Origin of the sequence: Streptosporangium sp. NPDC049644 (assembly GCF_040675205.1) — a bacterium.
Classification (GTDB): Bacteria; Actinomycetota; Actinomycetes; order Streptosporangiales; family Streptosporangiaceae; genus Streptosporangium; species Streptosporangium fukuiense.
This window is the reverse complement of sequence record NZ_JBFAOJ010000101.1, coordinates 11709-31826: the sequence shown is the minus strand read 5'-3', so window position 1 is coordinate 31826 and position 20118 is coordinate 11709. Positions and strand designations below refer to the sequence as shown.

Sequence of the window (20118 nt, the reverse complement as noted above, 5' to 3'; positions counted from 1 at the left end):
GGGGGCGTGGGCGCCCCCCCCCCGCGCCCACCCCCCCGCTGGGGGGCTTGCGGGCCCCGCGCCCCACCCCCCACCCGCGCGCGGGCGGGCGCACACACCCCCCCCCCCCGTCTCTTCTGTGTGGCGCGGGTCAGTTGCCCCAGTCCTGGTTGGGCACGACCGCCTCGGCGATGCGGAAGCTGCCGCCCGGCAGCGGCTTCTTGTCCTCCTCGCCCCTCGCCTTCACGACGTTCTTGCCGAACCCCTCCACGAGTGGACGGCCCACGTCGCGCTTGAGCCACAGGCGCAGCAGGTGCCGGCGGCGCTCCGGCTCGGGCCAGTCGACGTAGCTGGTCCGCGAGTGCAGGGCGGCGTAGTTCAGCAGCCACTGGACGTCGCCGGGCTGGAAGTCCATGTCGATCGGGAGCCCCTGCTCCTGGCTGATCTCGTCGTAGAGGTGCAGCAGCTCGATCTGCGCGTCGGTGAGCTTCGGCACGCCGGGGTACTTCTGGGCGGAGAAGATCATCGTGCTGCCCGCGTAGGTGCTGAAGATCCCGTCGACGTAGCTGCAGATCGGGGAGACGTAGGTGTTCGAGAGGGCGTCGGGGTCCTGGCCCCGCCAGTCCCAGTGCCAGGGCTCGAACAGCAGGGGAGCGAGGTCGGGGCGGCGGCGCAGGATCTCGTTGTAGATCGTCGTGCCGCTCACCAGGCTGCTGGAGCCGCCCTCCTTGGACGCGCGCAGGCACATCAGCGCCACCACGTCGGAGCTGTCGGAGTGGAAGGGCAGCCGGTCGCGCACCCGCGACGGCAGCGCTCCGGGGTCGTCGAGCGTCTTGTTGGAGGTCGCGATGACGTGGTCGAGCACATTGCCGAGCTGGTTCTGCTCCATCGGCGTGCCGAGGTGCAGGCCCATCAGGAAGAAGATCGCGCCGGACAGCGTGTCGCCGTACTCTTCGGTGCGCAGGCCGCGGACCAGGATGAAGCCGCGTCCGGCGTCCATCTGCCGCGCGCACTCCTCGATCATGTCGCGCGCGGCGACGAGCGGGTAGCTCTCCGCGGTCACCTTGCGCAGGTCGGGGTCGTCCTCGACGAACCGGCGGCCCAGGGTCTCCAGCTCCTCGCGCTCGGCGTCGCTGAGGAGGTAGATCCACTCGGTCGATCCGGCCAGTTCGTCGCCGCGCCAGGCGGAGGGGCCGGTGATGGGGGATGAGGAAAGGTCTGTGGTCATGATGCGCTCCGAGTGCTCGGGGTCGTCTCAGAAAGTGCTCGCCGGGGCGGTACACGTGATCCGGGCGGGAACGCGACGGGAGAGGCCGCACGAACCGGTCGTGCGGCGGAGCCCGCCGCGACGCCAGGGTCAGAAGGGGGTCTGCGGATCCCCGGCGGCGGTACCTGGGCGCAGGCCCTTGCGCGGCGGGCGGATCCGCATCGGATCCCTGGGGCAGGGCAGGCTGGACCCGAAGCCTGGCACGGCTACCTGGGTCATGGTTCTCTCCTGCGGCTGGTGGTTCTTCCGCCACGCTAGACCGGTCCCAAAGGTTCCGTCAATAGAGATGTCATCTCGCCCTCCGTTACGCCTGTGTATCTCTGCGGCCCTCCGGGCGGGGACGGCCTCAGCGGGCCTCTCCGGTGCGGCGCTCCCGCTTTCCCCGGGTGATCTCGGTGCCCAGCGCGTCGAGGCGCTGGGTCCAGAAGTGCCGGTAGCGGTCGAGCCACATGTCCACCTCCCGCAGCGGGGTGGGGTCGACGGCGTACAGGCGCCGCGTTCCCTGGGCGCGCACGGTCGCGAACCCGTTGTCCCGCAGCACGCGCAGGTGCTGCGAGACGCCGGGCTGGGAGATCCCGAACTCCTCCTGCACCACGGCGCCGATCTCGCCGGCCGCCCGCTCGCCGTCGGCGAGCAACTCCAGGATCCGGCGCCGGACGGGGTCACCGAGAACGTCGAGTGCGTGCATGGCCCCACTATCCCAGTGTCGGCTCAGACGGGGGAATTCCGCGGCGGACCGAACCGTTCGGCCGCCTCGATATGCCTCCCACCTGGACGTATGCGCCACGGGATGATGCCATGGGAGGAGAGGGATGCCCGGAGAACCGGCACCTGTGATCCAGGAGGCCACAGTGAAGGCAACCATAGGTGACAAGCTGATCGTGGAGGGAACCCACAGCGGCGACCCCCGCAAGGTCGGGTTCATCGTCGAACTCCATCACCAGGACGGAAGCCCGCCCTACCTGGTCCGCTGGGAGGACGACCAGCACGAGAGCCTCGTCTTTCCTGGGCCTGACGCCCATGTGGTGTCGAAGACGCCGGAGTAGGCGGCGTCTCAAGCCCGTTCGGTGAGGATTGCCCATGGCGGGGCGGCCGGGGCCGCTCCGCCCCGGACACCGGCGCTCCCATCGCGTCGCGCGGACTACGATCGCTGATGTGCAGCAGCGTGAATTGGGTAGAACCGGCAGGCGGATCGGCGTCGTAGGACTCGGCGCGTGGCAGTTGGGGGCCGACTGGGGTGAGGTCGGCGAGGACGAGGCGCTGGCCACCCTCAACGCGGCGGTGGACGCCGGGGTCACCTTCGTCGACACCGCCGACGTGTACGGCGACGGACGGAGCGAGCAGATCGTCTCGCAGTTGATCAAGGACAGGCCCGGGCTGACCGTGGCCACCAAGATGGGCCGCCGTGTCGTCCAGGAGCCGTCCGCCTACACCCTGGACAACTTCCGGGCCTGGACCGACCGCTCCCGGGCCAATCTCGGCGTCGACACCCTCGACCTGGTGCAGTTGCACTGCCCGCCCACCCCGGTCTACTCCTCGGACGAGGTCTTCGACGCCCTCGACACCATCGTGGCCGAGGGCCGCGTGGCCGCCTACGGGGTGAGCGTGGAGACCTGCGAGGAGGCGCTGACCGCGATCGCCCGGCCGAACGTGGCCACCGTTCAGATCATCCTCAACGCCTTCCGGCTCAAGCCGCTGGAGAAGGTGCTCCCGGCGGCGGCCGCGGCCGGGGTCGGCATCATCGCCCGCGTTCCGCTGGCCAGCGGCCTGCTGTCCGGCAGGTACGACGAGTCCACGGTCTTCGCCGCCGACGACCACCGCACCTTCAACCGGCACGGCGAGTCCTTCGACGTCGGCGAGACCTTCTCCGGGGTCGACTACGCCACCGGCCTGGAGGCGGTGCGCCGCCTGGCCCCGCTGGTGCCGCCCCGGACCACCATGGCGCAGTTCGCGCTGCGCTGGATCATCGACCAGCCCGGTGTCTCCGTGGTCATCCCCGGTGCGCGCAACCCCGCCCAGGCCGGTGCCAACGCGGCCGCCGCCGCGTTGGACGCGCTGCCCGAGGCCACTCTCCAGGGTGTGCGGGAGATCTATGACGAGCTGATCCGCCCCCAGGTCCACCAGCGCTGGTGAACCGCCGCGAGACGGTGCCGGTGGTGGTCTTCTGGATCCGGCGCTCCTTGGAGGTCCACCAGTGCTGGTGAGCCGCCGCGGATGACGAGGGCCGGGTGCCACTGGGCCCCCGCCCTCGTCGGCAGGTTTTTGTGGATCTGTAAATCGGCCGGTTATGCGTGGCCGTACCGGGGCCGCCGGGTGATATCGGGTTAGCCGGAAAAGCGGAATTCGGGAGGGAGCGGACGGGGTTTTTGGCCGCCGGATGAATTCCCTTTCTCAGGCCGGGGAGTTCGCCGGTGGTCCGTTAGGCAAAATAGGGGAAGTCCTTTTATCCGCCCATTCATCGTATGACGCGCTTGGCGGGGCGGGCGCCGTGCCAGGCTACGCGCGGGCGCGGGCCCGGCGTAGCCGCTCCCCGGCCGCGGTGCGCTGGGGTGCCGACTCCTCCCGCTGCAGCCGCTCCCGCGCGTACAGGCGCAGCCAGTCGGCGATCAGATAGACCGGGGAGGGTCTGGGCTCCGCGGTGACCACGTGGGCCTCGGCGAGTCTGTCGGCGACGTCGGCGGCCAGCCGCACGTCCGAGTCGAGCAGTGCGGCCAGATCGTCGGCGGTGAACTCGCCGCTCGGCAGCGCGCCCAGGCGCCGCAGCGAGGTCCACAGTTCGGGGCCGAGGTCGCGCTCGTAGGTGGCCGCGCAGGTGCGCAGTGACAGGTCGTCCACCGACAGTTCGTCCAGCAGCGAGTGCTCGTCGGCGAGGCGGTCGGCGAACAGGGAGAGCCTGACGTGCCGGTGGGCGGCCAGCCGCGCCCCGGCGATGCGGACGGCGAGCGGAAGGTTGGCGCAGGTGCCGACCACCCGCAGGGCGGCCGCGGGGTCGGCGTCGACGCGCTCGGCACCGGCGGTCCGCCGTAGCAACTCGACGCCTTCTGCGGGGGTGAAGGTCTCCAGCGCCACGTGGTGCGCCGACTCCAGGGCGCTCAGCCGCCTCCTGCTCGTGATCAGCACTCCGTTGTCCCCGGTACCGGGGAGCAGGGGCCGTATCTGCGCCGCGGTGGACGCCTCGTCGAAGATCAGCAGGATGCTGCGCTCGGCCAGCCAGGCCCGGCAGGCGGCGACCCGCTCACCGGCCCGGCGCGGAGGGTCGCCCTCGAAGCCGCAGGTACGCAGGATCTCGGCCAGCACGTCGGGAACCGAGCGCTCCCGGCCGCCCGCCGTGCGCAGCCGTACGAAGAGCTGCCCGTCACGGAAGCGCTCGCGCAGCAGGTGGGCGGAGTGCACGGCCAGCGCGGTCTTGCCCGCTCCCGCCGGGCCGGAGATCACCACCGGCGGGCTGTGCCGGCGGGTGCGGAAGACGTCGAGGATGTCCTGGACACTCTCGCGGCGGCCGGTGAAGTCGGCCAGGTCGCGGGGGAGCTGGCTGAGGTGGGCGATCACCTCCTGGCCGTGGCCCGCGGTGGGGTGCGGCCTGATCACGGTCGCGCCGCCGAGGTGTGGCGGGCCCCCGGCCGACGGGCCGTCCAGGGACGGGTCCCCCGCGAGGATCGCCCGGTAGAGCCGTTCGAGGACCGGGCTGGGCTGGAGGCCGAGTTCCCGGGCCAGCGTCTGGCGCATGTCCTCGTACTGCGCCAGGGCCTCCGACTGCCGCCCGCAGCGGAACAGCGCGATCATCTGCGTGCTGCGCAGCCGCTCCCTGAGCGGGTGGCGCCGGACGTTCTCCTCCAGGGAGCCGATGATGTGGGTGTGGTGCCCGAGGCTGAGCTCCGCCTCGGCCCAGTCCTCGTAGACCGACATGCGCTCGCTGCGCAGCCGGGAGAGCTCGTCGCTGATCAGCGGCACGTGCGCCATGTCGGGCAGGGGGTCGCCCCGCCAGAGTCGCAGAGCCTCGTGGAGCGGTCCCACCGCCTTGGTGATCTCGCGGTCGCGCAGGTGCTGGCGGCCCCTGCGGGCCAGGGTCTCGTAGACCAGGATGTCGAGCTGCTGGGGACCGAGCCGTAGCTGGTAGCCGGGAGGACGATAGGCCAGCCGGTCGCGGTCGGCCTCCCCGAGCACGTTCTTGCGCAGCGCGGACACGTAGACCTGGACGTTCTTCAGCGCGGTCCTGGGGGGCTCCTCGCTCCACGCCGCGGTGCTGAGCTGGTCCACCGGGACGATCCTGTTGGCGTGGCAGAGCAGCAGGGACAGGAGCACGCGCTGCTTGAAGGGCCCGAGCGGGACCAGGCTGCCGTCGCGGCGGGCCTCAAGAGGGCCGAGCACGGCGAAGGTGGTCTCTCCCGCCTCCGCCTTCTCGCGCACTACGGTTGCACCCACGGGGGATTCTCCATTGGCTGTCCAGGCGGCTACGGAAATCTGACCGGGTTATGCGGAGGCGGGCTCACAGAATTGTCATGATATATGCGCTTATCTATTAGTAAACCGGTGATTTCTGCCTGAAGTAGTCAGCTCTGCTTGTCAACCAGGAGCTCGTGAAGTGAACCGAGCAGCCGCAGCCCGGCCCGCCGTCTTTCCTCGGTCCCGCCCGCGAGCGCGGAGACGATGGACACCAGGTCGCCGAACTCCGACCCGGTGCCTTCCAGCACCCGAAGGGCGTGGCGGTTGCGCTGCACGATCCGCAGCGCCGCCGACGCCTGCGCGGCGAAGAGCGTCAGCAGGGCCAGCTCGTCGATGGCCGCCCGCGCCTGCGGGTGAGGGTCGAGCACCTCCAGCACGCCCAGCGCCTCGTCGTCGTAGACGAGCGGCACCGCCATGAGCCCACCCGGCACGTACGCGGTCGACTCGGCGATGTCGCGGGCGAACACCGTGCTCGTCGACAGGTCGTCGACGATCAGCGCGTCCCCGGCGCTCAGCACCCACCCCGCGATACCCCGCGTGGCGGGAAAGCGCCGTCCGACGAGCACCTTCTCGCCCTCGCCGGAGACCGCCTCGAAGACGAGGTCCCCATGCTCCTCGTTCACCAGGAAGATCGAGCTCGCCTTGGCCCCGAAGATCACGCGTGCGGTGTCGACGATCGACTGGAGCAGGAGGCGGTGTTCCGCCTCCGAGCCGGCGACCGCCGCCGAGACGGCCGCGATCATCTCACCGTTCACCATCATCGAGCTTCCTCACATTCTGCGCGGTCAGGTACAGGACGGTCTTCACCTGGAAGGGCGTCAGCCCGGGGTGCTTGCTCAGGATCAGCGCGCAGTGGGCCGCGACATGAGGGGTCGCGAAGCTGTTCCCGGTGCACCGGGTGCGCCCGCCGCCGGGCCAGGCCACCTCCACGTCGGATCCGTGGGCGAAGAACTCCACGGGCGGGCGAGGGTTGTACAGGATCAGCCCGGGATCGGCCCCGGCGTGGCTTCCCACGGAGATCACCGAGGAGAACCGCCAGGGGAAGCTCTCCACCGGCAGGTTGTGCGCGGACGCCACGAGCACCGTACGGCGGAAGTAGGCGAGGTCACCGAGCTCGCGCAGCGGTTCGGCCAGGTGCCTCCTGTTGGTCGACAGGCTCAGGCTCACCACGTCGAAGCCCTGCTCGATGGCCCAGCGGAGCCCGGTGACGAAGGCGTCACCGGTTCCCGAGAAGCCTGCTCCCAGCACCTGGACGCTGTGCAGCTCGCACTCGGGCGCGATCGAGCGGATGATCCCGGCGCACGCCGTTCCGTGCCCGCAGGTGTCGGCGGCGTCGCTCTCCCGCACGACGGCCTTACCGCCCGGGCCCGTCACCACGGCGTGGGTCGCCTGCACCGGGGCGAGCAGCGGGTGGTCGCGGTCGACCCCGCTGTCCACCACGCAGACCCGTACCCCGCGCCCGGTGGCGCCCTGCCACGCCCACTCCGGGGTGACGGCCGCGTTGCCCGCGGCGGACACGGTGATGTCGGCGAGGTCGTCCTCGGCGCCGAGCCGCCAGGTGAGCTCGGGGTGGGCGGTCATCGCCGGCCCGCCAGCGCCAGTGCCCATCCCCTGCCGACCAGGTGCCCCTTGGCCGCGAACTCGGCCATCGCGCCGCGCGCCGCGGCCTCGCTCTCCCGGTGGGCGCCCAGGGCGGCGAGGCCGCGGGCGTTGCCGAGCAGCACCGTGGCGCGGCAGACGGGGGAATCGGTGCCGCTGGCTTCGTGCACGGCCAGGTCCATGAGCTCCCGGCAGGGCTCCGCGGCGCCCCGGACGGCGAGCACCTCGGCCCGGATCGCGTGCAGTTCGGCCGTGTTCATCGGGGCGTCCCGGGGCGAGCCCTCCAGGGCCGTGCCCGCCCACAGCTCGGCCCCGGCCAGGTCTCCCCGGCGCAGCAGCGTGCCGGCCAGGTCACGCGAGGCGGTGACCAGGAGCTGGGTGTCGCCGAGCGCCCTGGCCCTGGCGCATGCCTGGCGGAGCAGGTCCTCGGCGAGGTCCCAGCGCCCGGCCAGCGATTCGACGGCCGCGGAGAAGATCGGCATGAAGGCGTCGGCGTAGGCGTGCCGCAGGTCGGCGAGGGAACGCCCGGCCGTCGCGAGGGTGGTCCTGGCCTCGTCGAAGCCTCCCCGGGTGGCCAGCAGGACGGCCAGGGGACAGCCGACGACGGCGCGCACGATCCCCCGGTCCCTGCCGTGCGCGGCCAGCAGGTCACGGCATCTGGAGACGGCGACGGGCGCCGGTTCCGGGCCCAGCCAGAGGGAGGCCGCCAGGTTGCCCAGGATGGTGGCGCGCTCCAGTTCGGCGCCGGACCGCGTGGCGTACTCCAGGGCACGCTGCAACATCTCCCTGGTCTCGGCGAACCTGCCGCGCCCCTGCGCCTCCTGGGCGACCACGGTCCAGGCCCTGGCCAGCCCGAGGTCGTCGGCGGCGGCCTCGAAGACCGGTACGGCACGGCGCGCGACCTCGGAGGAGCCTGCCGGGTCGAAGTGGCTCAGATAGAGCGAGGCGTGGGCGGCCACCACCGCGTCCGCGTCGCCGGTCGCGCGCTCCAGCACCTCGGTGAGCAGCAGCCGCCCCCGCTCGACGTCGCCCAGGGTGATCCGGGCCTCCGCGACGCGCCCGCTGATCCGTGGCCAGCCGGGGTGGGCCGGCCCCAGCAGCGCGGCCCCCCTGCTGAGCAGGTTCTCCGCCCTGGATAGGTCGCTTCTGCGCAGCGCGAGGGTGCCGGCCTCCGACAGCCGGGCCGCCGCCCCGTCGCGCAGCCGCGCGGTGTGCTCGCCGGGAGGGCCGAGGTCGGCGCGGTGCCGGTACGCCTGCTCCAGATGCGTGCCGACCGCCTCGTCCCCGCCGTCTCCGGCGGCCAGCCAGCCGGCGAACCGCTCGTGCAGCTCGGCCCGCCGCCGTTTGGCCATGCCGCCGTAGACGACCTCCTGGATGAGGCCGCTGGTGAACCGGAACGTCGCCTCCGTACGATGCTCGACGAAGGACTTGCGCCGGAGCTCCTCCAGCGGAGCGCCGGGCTCGCCGGTTCCCGAGACGGCCCGCAGCTCCCCGGCGGTGAACTCCCTGCCGACCACCGCGGCGCACTCCAGCACCTCCCTGGCCGCGGGACCGAGCCTGTCGACGCGGGCCGCGATGAGAGCGTGCACGGTCAGCGGCAGGCCGTGCGGCTCCCCGCCGTCGCCGAGCATGGCCACCAGTTGCTCCAGATACAGGGGGTTGCCCTCGGAGCGGTCGGCGATCCGGTCGAGCAGGGCGTCGTCGTGCGGCGTCACCTCGGCCAGCCCGGAGGCCAGGAGCCGGGAGTCGGCCGGGCCGAGCCGGGGCAGCGCCAGCCGGGAGGCGACCTGCCAGCCGGGCATGCGGTCGAACAGGTCGGAGCGCGTCACGCAGAGCACCATCACCGCCGCCTCACTCAGCTCCTCGGCCAGATGGCCGAGGGTGTCGAAGACCGGGCCGCCCGCCCACTGCACGTCGTCCAGCACGATCAGCACGTACGTGGAGCGTCCGAGTCCCTCCAGGACGCTGCGCAGCGCCCAGGAGGTCTCCTGGTGCGAGGGATTGGGCGTGCCGTCCTTCAGCAGGCCGTCGCGGAGCACGGCGAGGGCCCGCGGGTCGGGCGTGCCCACGGTCACCAGCTCGCGCACCGCGTCCGCCACCCCGAGCAGCGTGCCGCCCGCGCCGTACGGGCGGCAGCGGCCGGAACCGACGAGGACGCCCCGCTGCCCCGCGCGCTCCGCCCACAGCCGTGCCAGCCGGGTCTTGCCCACCCCCGCCTCGCCGTGCAGGGTCACGATGCGGCAGTGGCGGTGCCTGATGATCCCGTCCAGGGCCCGGTCCAGCTCGCGCAGCGGTTCCTGCCTGTCGACGAACGGGATGTCGAACCGCCGGATCACGGCCGGGTCGTCGGAGCGCATCGAGACCAGCCGCCACGCGGTGACCGGATGCCGCTTGCCGCGCAGCATCAGGGGGCCGGCCGCGGTGCCCACGGCGGAGGGGCCGACCAGGCGCCAGGTCTCGGGCCCGAGCAGGATCTCTCCGGGCCGGGCGAACTGCTGGAGACGGGCGGCGGCGTTCACCGTCTCGCCCGCGACGAGGGCCTGCTCACCGCGGGCGAGGCCGGAGGTGACGACCTCGCCGGTGTTGACGCCGATCCGGACCCTGAGCCGGATCCCGAGATCGTGGTCGAGGTCGTCGTTGAGCCGTTCGAGCGCCGCCCGCATGTCCAGCGCGGCCCGGGCGGCGCGCAGCGCGTCGTCCTCGTGCAGCTCCGGTACGCCGAAGACGGCCATGACGGCGTCGCCGATGAACTTCTCCACCGTGCCGCCGTGCCAGGCGAGCTGGTCGCGCATGAGCGCGAAGTAGCGGATCAGGACCGCGCGCAGGGACTCGGGGTCGAGGCGCTCGCTCAGCGCGGTGGACTCGGCCAGGTCGCAGAAGACCACTGTGACGATCTTGCGTACCTCCACCGGCGCCGGCGCGGCGAGGTGCGTGCCGCACGACGGGCAGAACCGGGGGTGCCCCGGCGTCTCGGCCAGGCAGGACGGGCATCGCATGATCATCCCCGATCAGAACAGGAGTCCGCCGACGATGTGGGCCTCGACCTCGGGAGAGCCCTCTCGCAGCTGCCCGTGGATGGAGACCAGGAGCGCGACCTCGGCCTCGCTCAGCGAACGGACGACCTCGCGCTGCTCGGGGCCGGCGAGGGTGAGGTCGATTCCCGCCCGAGCCAGCTCATCGAGGGGGTCAAAGGTCATGTTTCCTCCAGGGATGGCCGAGTGAGACGAGGTCGCCGTAGGGCGGGCAGCCGTACCTCCCGGCGAAGCCCACCCCGCCGCCGGCCAGCTGCATGTCCCGGACCCGCCGCTCCAGGAAGGCGGCGGCGGGCGTGTGCGGGGGAGGGGTGGCCTCCAGCTCCCGGCAGGTCTCGCAGTACCCCCGGCCCGGCGGGGCGCCGGCCAGCCGGAGCGGGCCGTACGTTCTCAGGGCGCGCAGCGTGCCGGAGGTCAGGCAGCGCTCCCTGACCGTGCTCCAGTCGTCGGCACCCGCGTGCCCCAGGCGCAGGTGGCCGGGGACGGGACGGTGGTCGACGACGTCCTGGTTGCAGCACGCGGTGATCGTCCCGTCGAACCCGACGGTCGGCCAGGCGGCCATCGCGCACGGCAGCGCGGGCGCGGCCCCGGAGCCCGTCGCGGCCCCGGAGCCCGTCGCGGTTCCGGCGCTCCCGGCGGCCGGTGCGGTCCCGGTCTCCGCGCCGGGCGCGGCGCTCTCGCCCGCCGCGCCGCCCCCGCCCGGTACGGGGAGGGGCACGGGCGCGCCGGCACGGGCCCGGCCGACCGGCCGCACGCGCCCCACCAGCATCGGGATCCGGTCGTGGAACTCCCGCCGGATCTCCGCGGTGACGTCGCGCAGGTAGGGGTCGTCAGGCCCGCTCCCGGTGAGATGGAAGCTGAGGTCCTTGCCCCGCGCCAGCAGCGCCCGCATGACCGCGAAGACGCTCCTCCTGGGCACCTCCTCCTCGTGGAAGGCGTCCAGGCTGGCGGAGAAGTGGTCGGCCGCCTCGATCGCCCCGGCGATCGAGGCGGGAATCCGGGGCGCGAAGAACATGCCCGACAGGATCATCGTGCGGGCACCGCTGCGAGCGGCGGTCTCGGCCAGGGAACGGGCCAGGCGGGGCCGGAGCAGCGGCTCGCCCCCGGTGAGCATGACCAGCTCCGGCCGGTTCGCCGGGGTGAACGTCCCGGCGAACCGCTGGAAGATCTCCCCGGGGTGCTCCTCGGAGCCGGGCAGCGAGCCGGTCGAGCAGTGGCCGCAGCGCAGCGGGCACCGCCGGGTGATCGCCATGAGCACCGCGGCGGCGGGTACCGGGCGCAGCGCCAGGATGTCCATCAGGTGCACGGGAGCACCTCCGGAGGTTCCCCGGCCAGCTCGCGCAGGAGCGCGGCCGCGGCGCGCACGGTGTGCAGGGCGCTGGTGCCGACGGCGGCCTGCTGCTCGCGCGTCGGCCGCAGGCCGTCGAGCATCCGGTCCAGGCCGTCGCGGTGCCCCGGATCCAGCGCGGCGTGCCGCCACAGCGTGCGGAAGGCAGCCCGGGGGTACCCGGTGCCCCGTTCGAGGTGTTCGAGCAGGGCGGGGGAGGGCGCCTCGCCCTCCAGCACCGCGACGTACCCGAGCAGCGCGACGGGGTGGTGGTGCAGCACCCAGTAGTACTGGGCTCCGACGAGTTCGGCCACCGAGGGAGGCGGCGTGCGGCGCAGCAGCTCCTCCGCCGAGGGCTCGATCGAGACCAGGTCCTCGCGCAGCCAGTCGTCGTGACAGGCCTCCTCGGCCGCGTGCCGGTCCAGGTACTCGCCCAGTTCCTCCTCGCCCAGCTCCGCCGCCCTGGCCGACGCGGCCCGCAGCAGCGGTACCGAGGCTCTGATGACCATGTGCATCGCGCACAGGTAGTCGCGGTAGCGCCGTCGAGGACCGGGTGCGCGCCACAGCGTGCTCTCCGCGCTCCTGAGCGCGCGGCCGGCCAGGTCGATCTTCGCCCGCAGGATGGCGCTGGGGGGTGGCATCGGGCTCCCGTCGTCTGAACGAAGTGTCGGCTCCGCCGGTTGGATAACGGTTGAAAGCCGGTATGGAAGTACCTGGTGCCGCGCCCTGCCAGGGGCGCTGCCACGCCTCAAACCGGATTCCAACCGCGATCAAGGCGCGCTTTAACCGGGTGCTCGCACACTGGGCGCCACGTGCCGAAGAGGGAGCCGGACATGGCGGACGTCGCGGTCGAGACCAGCGAACTGCGCAAGACCTACGTGAGCTCGTCCGGGGTGACCGAGGCGGTGGCCGGGCTCACCCTGCGAGTGGGCGCGGGGGAGATGTTCGGCCTCCTCGGGCCCAACGGGGCGGGAAAGACGACGACGATCGGCATGCTCACCACCAGGATCGTCCCCACCGGGGGTGTGGCCAGGGTGGGGGGCGCGGACGTGGTGCGCGAGCCCATCGCGGTCAAACGCCACATCGGTGTCGTGGCCCAGTACAACAACCTCGACCGGCAGCTCACCGCGTGCGAGAACCTGGAGTTCCGCGGCCGGTACGCCGGGCTGCCCGCGAAGGAGGCCAGGCGGCGGGCGATCGAGCTGCTGGAGCGGTTCGGCCTGGGTTCCCGCGCCACGGCCAGGATCACCGAGATGTCCGGCGGCCAGGCGCAGCGCGTCATGATCGCGCGGGCGCTGATGCACCGGCCGGACATCCTCTTCCTCGACGAGCCCACCTCGGGACTGGACCCGCAGACCAGGGTGAACCTCTGGGACATCCTGCGGGAGATCCGCGCCGGGGGCCAGACGATCGTGCTGTCCACCCACTACATGGAGGAGGCTGAGGAGCTCTGCGACAGGATCGCGATCGTCGACCGCGGAGCCGTCCTGGCCTGCGGGGAGCTCGCCGAGCTCAAGACGGCGACCGGCCTGCGGACCGTGCTGACCCTCACCTACGACGGGGACCCGGAGAAGATCGTCGAGCAGGCCCGGCGGCTGGCCGGGGTCGCGGACGCCGAGGTCTCGGAGAACCGGCTGCGCGTCTTCACCCTGGCGCCGGAGGGCATCCTCGCCGCCCTGGTGAGCGCGGGCCAGGACGCCGGGCTGGCGCTGGCCGACGTCCGGGTCGTCCGGCCCAGCCTCGAAACGGTGTTCCTCGCCCTGACCGGGCGGGAGTACCGGGATTGACCCCCTCCCCGCGGCATCGCGCCGCGCCCCCTCTCCCGGGGCCAGAGCCCGGGATCTCCCCGCTCAAGGAGATGCGATGACGGCATCGACCATCGCGCCGCCGGCCGCGTCACACGGCTACGCGCGCACCTTCGGCGCGCTGCTCGCCAGGGACCTGCGGGTGCTGCGGCGGGACCTGCCCTCCTTCATGGCCCGCACCGTGGTCCAGCCCGTCCTGTTCATATTCGTGTTCGCCGTGGTCCTGCCGCGGATCGGGTACGGGGCGGGGCAGGGACTCTCCGAGGCCGGGCGCGCGGAGACGTTCGCCACGATCCTGGTCCCCGGCCTGGTCGCCTCGGGCATCGTGCTGCAGGGCATCTTCGCCGTGACGACCCCGCTGGTCATGGAGCTGTCCTACACCAAGGAGATCGACGACAGGGCGCTGGCCCCGATCCCGGTCTGGGCCGTCGGGGTCGAGAAGATCGTCGCGGGGGCGATCCAGGGGGTGATCGCGGCGGTGGTCGTCTTCCTCGCCGTGCTGTTCGTGCACGGTCCCGGCGAGGCCCCGAACATCGACTTCGGCCGCTGGCCGCTGCTGATCGCGGTGCTGGTGCTGTCGTCCCTGCTGACCGCCTGCCTGGGCCTGCTCATCGGCACGCTGCTCCCGCCCCAGCAGCTCAGCGCGCTGTTCGCGATCTTCATAGTCCCGCTCATGATGCTCGGCTGCGTGTACTACCCCTGGTCCGCGCTGGAGGCACTGCCCTGGCTGCAGACCGCGGTCCTGGTCAATCCGCTGGTCTACGTGAGCGAGGCGCTGCGCGGCGCGTTGAGCCCGGCCGTCCCGCACATGCCGGAGGTGGTCGCGCTGGGCGTGCTCGCCGCCGGGACGCTCGTCACGGGCGCGCTGTCCCTGCGGTCGTTCGCGCGGCGTCTGGTGGGTTAGCGGTGGACGGCGATCTGCCCCGGCGATGGTCCGGCGACCCTGTCGGCCGCGACGCCGAACTCGCCGGCCTGCGGGACCTGCTCGGCTCGGCGCGGCTCGTCACGCTCACCGGCGCGCCGGGGGTCGGCAAGACCCGGCTGGCGCACGCGTACGCCCATACCTGGGCCGGCGCCCATCCCGGCGGGATCTGGTTTCGCGATCTGACCGCCGGTTCCGGCGACCTCACCGGCCTCGACGCCCTTGCCGTGGTCCCCGGCGACGGGCCCGCGCTGCTCGTGCTCGACACCTGCGAGCACGTCGCCGACCGGTGCGCCGTGACCGTTCCGGAGCTGCTCGGCACCCACCCCGGACTCCGGGTGCTGGCCACCAGCAGGGAGCCGCTGAGCGTTCCAGGCGAGGTGACCTACCGCCTCGCCCCGCTGGACGTGGTGAGGTCCGCGCGCCTGTTCGCCGAACGCGCCGCGGCGCAGGGGCGGCCGGCCAGCCCGGAGACCGCGGAGGCGGTGGAGGAGATCTGCCGCCGCCTCGACGGCCTGCCGCTGGCCGTGGAGCTCGCCGCGGCGCGCTCGATCATGCTGTCGCCGGCGCAGATCGCCGAGCGGCTCGACGACCCGCTCCGGCTGCTGGCCGGGGGGAGCCGCACCGCCCACCCCAGGCACAGGTCGCTGGAGGCGGCGATCGGCTGGAGCCACGAGATGCTCCCCGGGCGGGAGCGGCTGCTGCTGCGCAGGCTCGCGGTGTTCGAGGACGGCTTCGTCATCGACGACGTGGAGGGGGTCTGCGCGGGCGCGGGCATCAGACCCGACGCCGTCGTCGACCTCCTGGCCAGGCTCGTGTCCAGGTCCCTCGTCGAGTGCGACACCACGGGTACCGTGACCCGCTACCGGCTGCTGCGGGTCGTGCGCGCCTACGCGGGGCAGGAACTGCGCGCCGGCGGCGAAGCCGAGACCGTGCGGGCGCGCCACGCCGAGTACTACGCGGCGCTGGCCGAGCGGGCGGCGGAGGCGCTCACCACGGGCGCCGCCACGCCGCACCTGGAACGCGTCGAAGCCGCCTACGCCAACATGCGGGCGGTGCTGCGCTGGTGTGTCTCCGGCGGGCCCGCGACGGTCGGGGCCAGGCTGGCGAGCGCGCTGGAGACGTACTGGATCGTGCGGGGCCGCCCGCGCGAGGGGCGCGGCTGGCTCGCCTCGCTGGTCTCCGCAGGGGGGCTGGGCCACGGTGAGGTGCCGGCCGCCGCGGCGCTGAGCACCGCGGTGCTCTCCTGTGCCCTCGGTGAGTACGCCGACGCCGCGGACGCCTGCCGCCGGGCCCTGGCCATGTTCCGCGAGCTGGGAGACGAGGCCGGGCAGACCCGGGCCCTCGCGGTGCTGGCGGGCCTGCGGACGATGAGCGAGCCCGCCTCGGCCAGCCGAACCCTCACCGAACTCGCCGCCCGGGGCCGGGCGCCTGCGGGCCACGCGTGGAACTGCGCGCCGCTCGTCCTGCTCGGACACGCCCGCGTCGCCGCGGGAGACCTCGCCGGGGCACGCGCGGCACTGGAGCGGTGCGTCGACATCGGCCGCAGGCACGGCTCGGAACTGAGCCTGGAGATGGGCCTGCTCGCCATCGCGCAGGTGGCCGTCTACCAGGGCGCGTACGCGGAGGCGGAGAGCGCGCTCGGACAGAGCCTGGCCGCCGCCGAGCGGATGGGCGATGTCTGGGGAAGGGCCGCGGTGCTCAGGGGGCTGGGCGAGGTGGCCTCCTGCCGGGGGCGGTACGGCCAGGCGGGGGAGCGGCTCGCCGAGGCGGTCGAGATCGCGCGCTCCGCGGGCTCCCCGCCGCTGCTCGGCGACTGCCTCGACACGCTCGGCAGGATGCTGCTCGACGTCGGCGAGTACGAGGCGGCCAGGGAGGTGTTCTCGGAGGTCGCCGAGGTGGGCGAGCGCACCGCCGCGCGGCTGGCGGCGATGGGGCTGGCCGGTCTCGGCGCGGCGATCCTGGGTTCGGGCGGTGCCCCCGCGGCCTCCGCGGCCCTCACCTTCGCCGAGGAGGCCATGGCGCGCGCACGCGAGACCGACGACCGGCCGCTCAGCTGGCGGTGCCTGTTCACCCTCGGCCGCGTCACCCGGTGCGCCGACCCGGCGCGCGCCGCCTCCGCGCACCACTCGGCGCTGCGGGCCGGTGCCGCCATGGGCCTGCGCGCCCAGACGGCCGACTCGCTGGAGGCCATGGCCGGGCTCGCGGCAGGACACCACCGCCATGAGCACGCCGCCAGGCTCTTCGGCGCGGCCCAGTCGCTGCGTGACCGGCTGGGGCTGTCGCGTCCCCCGGCGGCGGCGCCACAGCACGAGGCGGACCTGGCCGGGGTGCGCGCCGCGCTGGGCGCCGACACCTTCGCCACCACGTGGGCCGAGGGCGCCGGGCTGGACGTCGGCCAGGCCGTCGTCTACGCGGGCAGGGGCCGGGGGCCGCGCGGACGGGGGGTCGGCTGGGCCGCGCTGACCAGGGCCGAACGCCAGGTGGCCCTGCTGGCGTCCGGCGGGCTGACCAACCGCGAGATCGGTGCGAAGCTCTTCGTTTCGCCCCGCACGGTCCAGGCCCAGCTGTCCAGCGTGTTCGCCAAGCTCGGCCTGTCCTCGCGCAGGGATCTGGCCCGCGAGTACGACTCGCGGGCCAGATCCCTGCGCGAGCAGGACTCACCCCTCCTCGCGCAGCGCGACGACCCCGGTGGCGCAGAGGATCCTGAAGGCCGCGTCGCATACCTCACGGGTCGGCTCGGTGGCTGAGCCGGCCCGCGTCTTGTCCCGCCACTCACCGACCGTGATCCCCACCGCGGCCGCCTCGTAGGCGGCCAGCAGCGGGCCGGTCAGCGGGTAGCCCACCGCGCCGCCCCGGGGGAACAGGTAGCCCTGGCGTTCGTGGGCGAGCGCGTCGAAGGTCAGGGTGAAGTCGCGCAGCAGCAGGTGGACGGGGTGGTCGGCCCAGTGCACGGCGTCCGGCGCGACGCCCGCGACGAGCGCGCCGTCGGCGAGCCCCGGTGGATCCTGCGCGGTCGTCGCCCGCTGGGCCTGGACCGCCGCGTCCCAGGCGAGCCCGTCGAGCAGCAGGCGACGCGCCCCGGAGGGCAGCTCCGCCTCCTCGATGAGGGGCGCGGGGTCGGCGCCGGAGCCCAGGTCCAGGCGCTCGGCCCAGTCCGCGACGTCGCAGTCCGCGATCGCGATCATGCAGCGCAGCAGGGTGGGCGCGATGTCCTGCAGCGCCTCGACCCGCCCGGCGAAGACCATTGCCCGCCGGTAGTCCTCGGTGCCGAAGCCGCGCGAGCTGACGACGAGCGGGGGCTGGAAGTCGAAGAACTCGATGCCGTACTGCTCGGCGTACTCGAAGAAGTCGGTCCCGGGGAAGGCCATCAGCGGCGCGAAGTGCACCTTCTCCACCCCGCTCGCGTAGGCGAAGCGCACGCTGTCGCGGACCTTGTCCGCGTTGTCCCCCGGCATGCCGATGATGATGTCCGCGGCCAGAGCGTGGTTGTGGTGGCGGCGGATGAGGGAGGCGGCCTGGGCGAACCGCTGCCGGTCGAACCTGCGGGCCGCCAGTTGCAGGGTGTCCGCGTCGGACGACTGGATGCCCAGGGTGATCACGCGGCACCCGGCGCGGTTCATCGCCCGTACGTAGTCGAGGTCGACGTGTTTGACATCCGGGTAGACGTCCACCACCGTCCCCCGGTTGTGCTCGGCGACGATCTCGAAGATCTCCATGGCCCGGTGCCGCGAGATGCCCAGGTGGGCGTCGCACATCCGCAGGTAGGGGATGCCTCCGGCCAGCAGGTAGGTCAGCTCACGCTCGATCCGCTCCATCGGGAACGCGCGGAGTTTCGGCGCGCTGTAGAGGCAGAACCTGCACTTCTGCCGGCACCCCCGGCCCGTCTCGTAGGCCAGGACCGCGCCGGGCCTGCGCCGCAGGATCGGCTCCAGGGGGAGCCTGTCGGCGGTGAAGACCAGCGGCAGCGCGCCCAGGTCGACGTCGGGCGGGTCGTCGTTGTGCACGGGCTCGCCGTCGACGCGCCGGGTGAGGCCCGCCACCGCGCCCAGGTCGCCGCCCCGCGCCAGGTGTTCCAGCAGGTCAGGGTACGCCTCCTCAGCCTCGCCGCGCAGCACCAGGTCCAGCCACGGGTACTCGCGCAGCAGGTGGGCGGCCATCCGCCGGGAGTTGGCCTGGGCGCCGCCCCACACGACGCGGCAGTCCGGCAGGTGCCGCTTGACGATGCGTCCCATCCGGGTGAACTCATCGTGGTTCCATACGAACGCGGAGAAGGAGATCACGTCCGGCCGGTAGTCGAACAGCCGCGCCATGAAGGCGTTGTAGTGCCCCAGGTAGTCCTCGGCCAGGTTGCCCACGTCCTCGTGGAACCAGACCCGGTGTTCGACCCGCGACGGGGAGAGGCGGTCGGCCACGGCCGCCCGGATCAGCTCCACCCCCAGCGAGAACCCGTCGTCGTTGGAGTAGACGAGCACGGCCTTCAGGGTCATGACGATCTCCCCGCTGTCGCTTTCGGCGTCACTCTCGGCCGCGCGGAGCGCAGTGCCTCGGCGAGCCCGTCGAAGGCGGCCGTCACCCGCGCGTGCGCCTCCCGGTAGGCGACGGCCTCGATCGGCTCCTCGTCCAGCGCGCGTTCCACGATCTCGATGAGGTTCTCGCCGGTGTGCGCGTTCCAGTAGCGGTGCGCCATGCCCAGCTCGCCGGTGAGCTCGTGCAGTTTGCTCGTGCCGTTGCGGCGGCTCCAGAACGGGTCGACCGCCACGAACGGGGTGGCGCCGCGCAGCGCGAGGATCGCGCTGTGGTAGCGGGAGACGAGGACGAGGTCGCAGCGGGAAAGGGCCTCGGTGAGCTCCCCGGCCCCGGTGGAGGTTCTCCGAAGGGGGATCTCCCGGATGCGGGCGCCCGGCACCGAGCGGGCGAACCGGGCGCCGACCTCCTCGTCCCCGTAGATGTTGGGCACCGTGATGAACTCGATGTCGGCGAAGCCCGCCAGCTCGATCAGTGTCAGGCCCAGCTCCGTCACGAACCCCAGCGCGGCGGCCCGCTCCCCGGGGCCCGTCGCCTCGGCCATGACCTGCTCGGGTGGCACGCACAGCGCGAGGTCCGCCGCGCCGTGCCCGGCGAGGTTGCGGCCGACAAGGTGGGTGATCAGCTGCGAGGTCACTCCCGGGGCGCCGACGGCGACGCCGATCAGCGGCCGGCGCCGTCCCGGGCGCGGTGGCCGGGACAGCGGCTCCAGTGCGAAGGCGGGATCGGGGACGAGGGTCGTGTCCGGCACGCCGGTCGCCTCACCCATCCGCAGGGCGGCCGCCGCACCGCGCACGGTCAGGTGGTCGATCCGCTCCCGGACCGCCCTCAGGTAGCCGCGCCAGTCGTCGCGCGCCGCCGCCGGGGTGTCGTCCTGCAGGCCCACGCCGTGCCAGGCGACCCACACGCCGGGGTCGAACGCCCGAGGGTCGCCTCCCAGGCAGAACACCTGCATGATCGGGTGCCGGAACGGCGGGCCGCTCCACAGGCCACCCGCCATCACGACGGCGTCGAACGATCCCGTGCCGGGCCAGTTCCCCACCCCGTCCACCCAGAGCGGCGCGGGCTCCGCCGCCGTGCTCCACGGGCAGAAGTGCCCGAATACGGCATCCGGCAGGCGGCGGGAGAGCTCGGTCTCCGTCACCGCCGCCAGCAGCCGGTCGCCGACGTTGGGCAGGCTGCTGCCCGCCCAGATCGCGATCCGCCGGGACATCCCG

17 protein-coding genes are annotated in these 20118 nt (G+C 73.2%); 5 read left to right on the top strand and 12 right to left on the bottom strand.

Annotated elements, in window-relative coordinates:
- Window positions 1-130 precede the first annotated feature (130 nt).
- From AB0J58_RS36805 to AB0J58_RS36795, 3 genes are all read right to left on the bottom strand, one after another.
- A complete protein-coding gene (locus AB0J58_RS36805) occupies window positions 131-1207 on the bottom strand; it encodes a TauD/TfdA family dioxygenase (RefSeq protein ID WP_364224556.1) in 1077 nt (358 codons plus the stop codon).
- Between the two features lie 129 nt (window positions 1208-1336).
- A complete protein-coding gene (locus AB0J58_RS36800) occupies window positions 1337-1465 on the bottom strand; it encodes a hypothetical protein (protein ID WP_281178601.1) in 129 nt (42 codons plus the stop codon).
- Window positions 1466-1592: 127 nt separating this feature from the next.
- Window positions 1593-1934 (bottom strand): metalloregulator ArsR/SmtB family transcription factor, encoded by a 342-nt coding sequence (locus AB0J58_RS36795; protein WP_364224554.1) that lies wholly within the window; start codon window positions 1932-1934, stop codon window positions 1593-1595.
- Between the two features lie 163 nt (window positions 1935-2097).
- Between AB0J58_RS36795 and AB0J58_RS36790 the strand changes: the two genes are divergently transcribed.
- Together AB0J58_RS36790 and AB0J58_RS36785 are read left to right on the top strand one after the other, a co-directional pair.
- Entirely contained in the window at window positions 2098-2292 is a 195-nt protein-coding gene (locus AB0J58_RS36790) for a DUF1918 domain-containing protein (RefSeq protein ID WP_343960951.1), read from the top strand.
- Between the two features lie 109 nt (window positions 2293-2401).
- Window positions 2402-3379: an aldo/keto reductase gene (locus AB0J58_RS36785; protein WP_364224552.1), complete on the top strand. Its 978-nt coding sequence runs from the start codon at window positions 2402-2404 to the stop codon at window positions 3377-3379.
- A 363-nt stretch (window positions 3380-3742) separates the two neighbouring features.
- On the opposite strand, the gene AB0J58_RS36780 is transcribed toward AB0J58_RS36785, so the two are convergent.
- From AB0J58_RS36780 to AB0J58_RS36750, 7 genes are all read right to left on the bottom strand, one after another.
- Window positions 3743-5668: a BTAD domain-containing putative transcriptional regulator gene (locus AB0J58_RS36780; RefSeq protein WP_364224550.1), complete on the bottom strand. Its 1926-nt coding sequence runs from the start codon at window positions 5666-5668 to the stop codon at window positions 3743-3745.
- Between the two features lie 128 nt (window positions 5669-5796).
- On the bottom strand, window positions 5797-6450 hold the full coding sequence (locus AB0J58_RS36775) for a GAF domain-containing protein (protein WP_364224548.1): 654 nt from the start codon (window positions 6448-6450) through the stop codon (window positions 5797-5799).
- Window positions 6434-7270 carry a S8 family serine peptidase gene (locus AB0J58_RS36770; RefSeq protein ID WP_343960959.1) on the bottom strand — a complete coding sequence of 279 codons (837 nt, stop codon included), beginning with the start codon at window positions 7268-7270 and terminating at the stop codon, window positions 6434-6436. The genes AB0J58_RS36775 and AB0J58_RS36770 overlap by 17 nt, the downstream gene beginning before the upstream one ends.
- Window positions 7267-10290 (bottom strand): adenylate/guanylate cyclase domain-containing protein, encoded by a 3024-nt coding sequence (locus tag AB0J58_RS36765; protein ID WP_364224546.1) that lies wholly within the window; start codon window positions 10288-10290, stop codon window positions 7267-7269. Before AB0J58_RS36765 ends, AB0J58_RS36770 begins: the two co-directional genes overlap by 4 nt.
- 6 nt (window positions 10291-10296) lie before the next feature.
- Window positions 10297-10485, bottom strand: a complete 189-nt coding sequence (locus AB0J58_RS36760) for an aroma-sacti cluster domain-containing protein (RefSeq protein WP_343960963.1) — start codon at window positions 10483-10485, stop codon at window positions 10297-10299.
- Entirely contained in the window at window positions 10475-11617 is a 1143-nt protein-coding gene (locus AB0J58_RS36755) for a radical SAM protein (RefSeq protein WP_364224558.1), read from the bottom strand. Before AB0J58_RS36755 ends, AB0J58_RS36760 begins: the two co-directional genes overlap by 11 nt.
- Window positions 11617-12288, bottom strand: coding sequence for an iron-containing redox enzyme family protein (locus AB0J58_RS36750; protein WP_343980407.1), 672 nt, complete (start codon window positions 12286-12288; stop codon window positions 11617-11619). Before AB0J58_RS36750 ends, AB0J58_RS36755 begins: the two co-directional genes overlap by 1 nt.
- Window positions 12289-12480: 192 nt before the next feature.
- Between AB0J58_RS36750 and AB0J58_RS36745 the strand changes: the two genes are divergently transcribed.
- The 3 genes from AB0J58_RS36745 (at window position 12481) to AB0J58_RS36735 (ending at window position 17124) form a co-directional block, all read left to right on the top strand.
- A complete protein-coding gene (locus AB0J58_RS36745; RefSeq protein ID WP_364224545.1) occupies window positions 12481-13434 on the top strand; it encodes an ABC transporter ATP-binding protein in 954 nt (317 codons plus the stop codon).
- Between the two features lie 76 nt (window positions 13435-13510).
- Entirely contained in the window at window positions 13511-14356 is an 846-nt protein-coding gene (locus tag AB0J58_RS36740) for an ABC transporter permease (protein WP_343980413.1), read from the top strand.
- Window positions 14357-14358: 2 nt separating this feature from the next.
- A complete protein-coding gene (locus AB0J58_RS36735; RefSeq protein ID WP_364224544.1) occupies window positions 14359-17124 on the top strand; it encodes a tetratricopeptide repeat protein in 2766 nt (921 codons plus the stop codon).
- Here the strand turns inward: AB0J58_RS36735 and AB0J58_RS36730 are convergent.
- Together AB0J58_RS36730 and AB0J58_RS36725 are read right to left on the bottom strand one after the other, a co-directional pair.
- A complete protein-coding gene (locus tag AB0J58_RS36730) occupies window positions 17035-18864 on the bottom strand; it encodes a radical SAM protein (protein WP_364224543.1) in 1830 nt (609 codons plus the stop codon). The two genes, AB0J58_RS36735 and AB0J58_RS36730, sit on opposite strands and share 90 nt — an antisense overlap.
- Window positions 18861-20114, bottom strand: a complete 1254-nt coding sequence (locus AB0J58_RS36725) for a polysaccharide pyruvyl transferase family protein (protein WP_364224542.1) — start codon at window positions 20112-20114, stop codon at window positions 18861-18863. The genes AB0J58_RS36730 and AB0J58_RS36725 overlap by 4 nt, the downstream gene beginning before the upstream one ends.
- Between the last annotated feature and the right edge of the window lie 4 nt (window positions 20115-20118).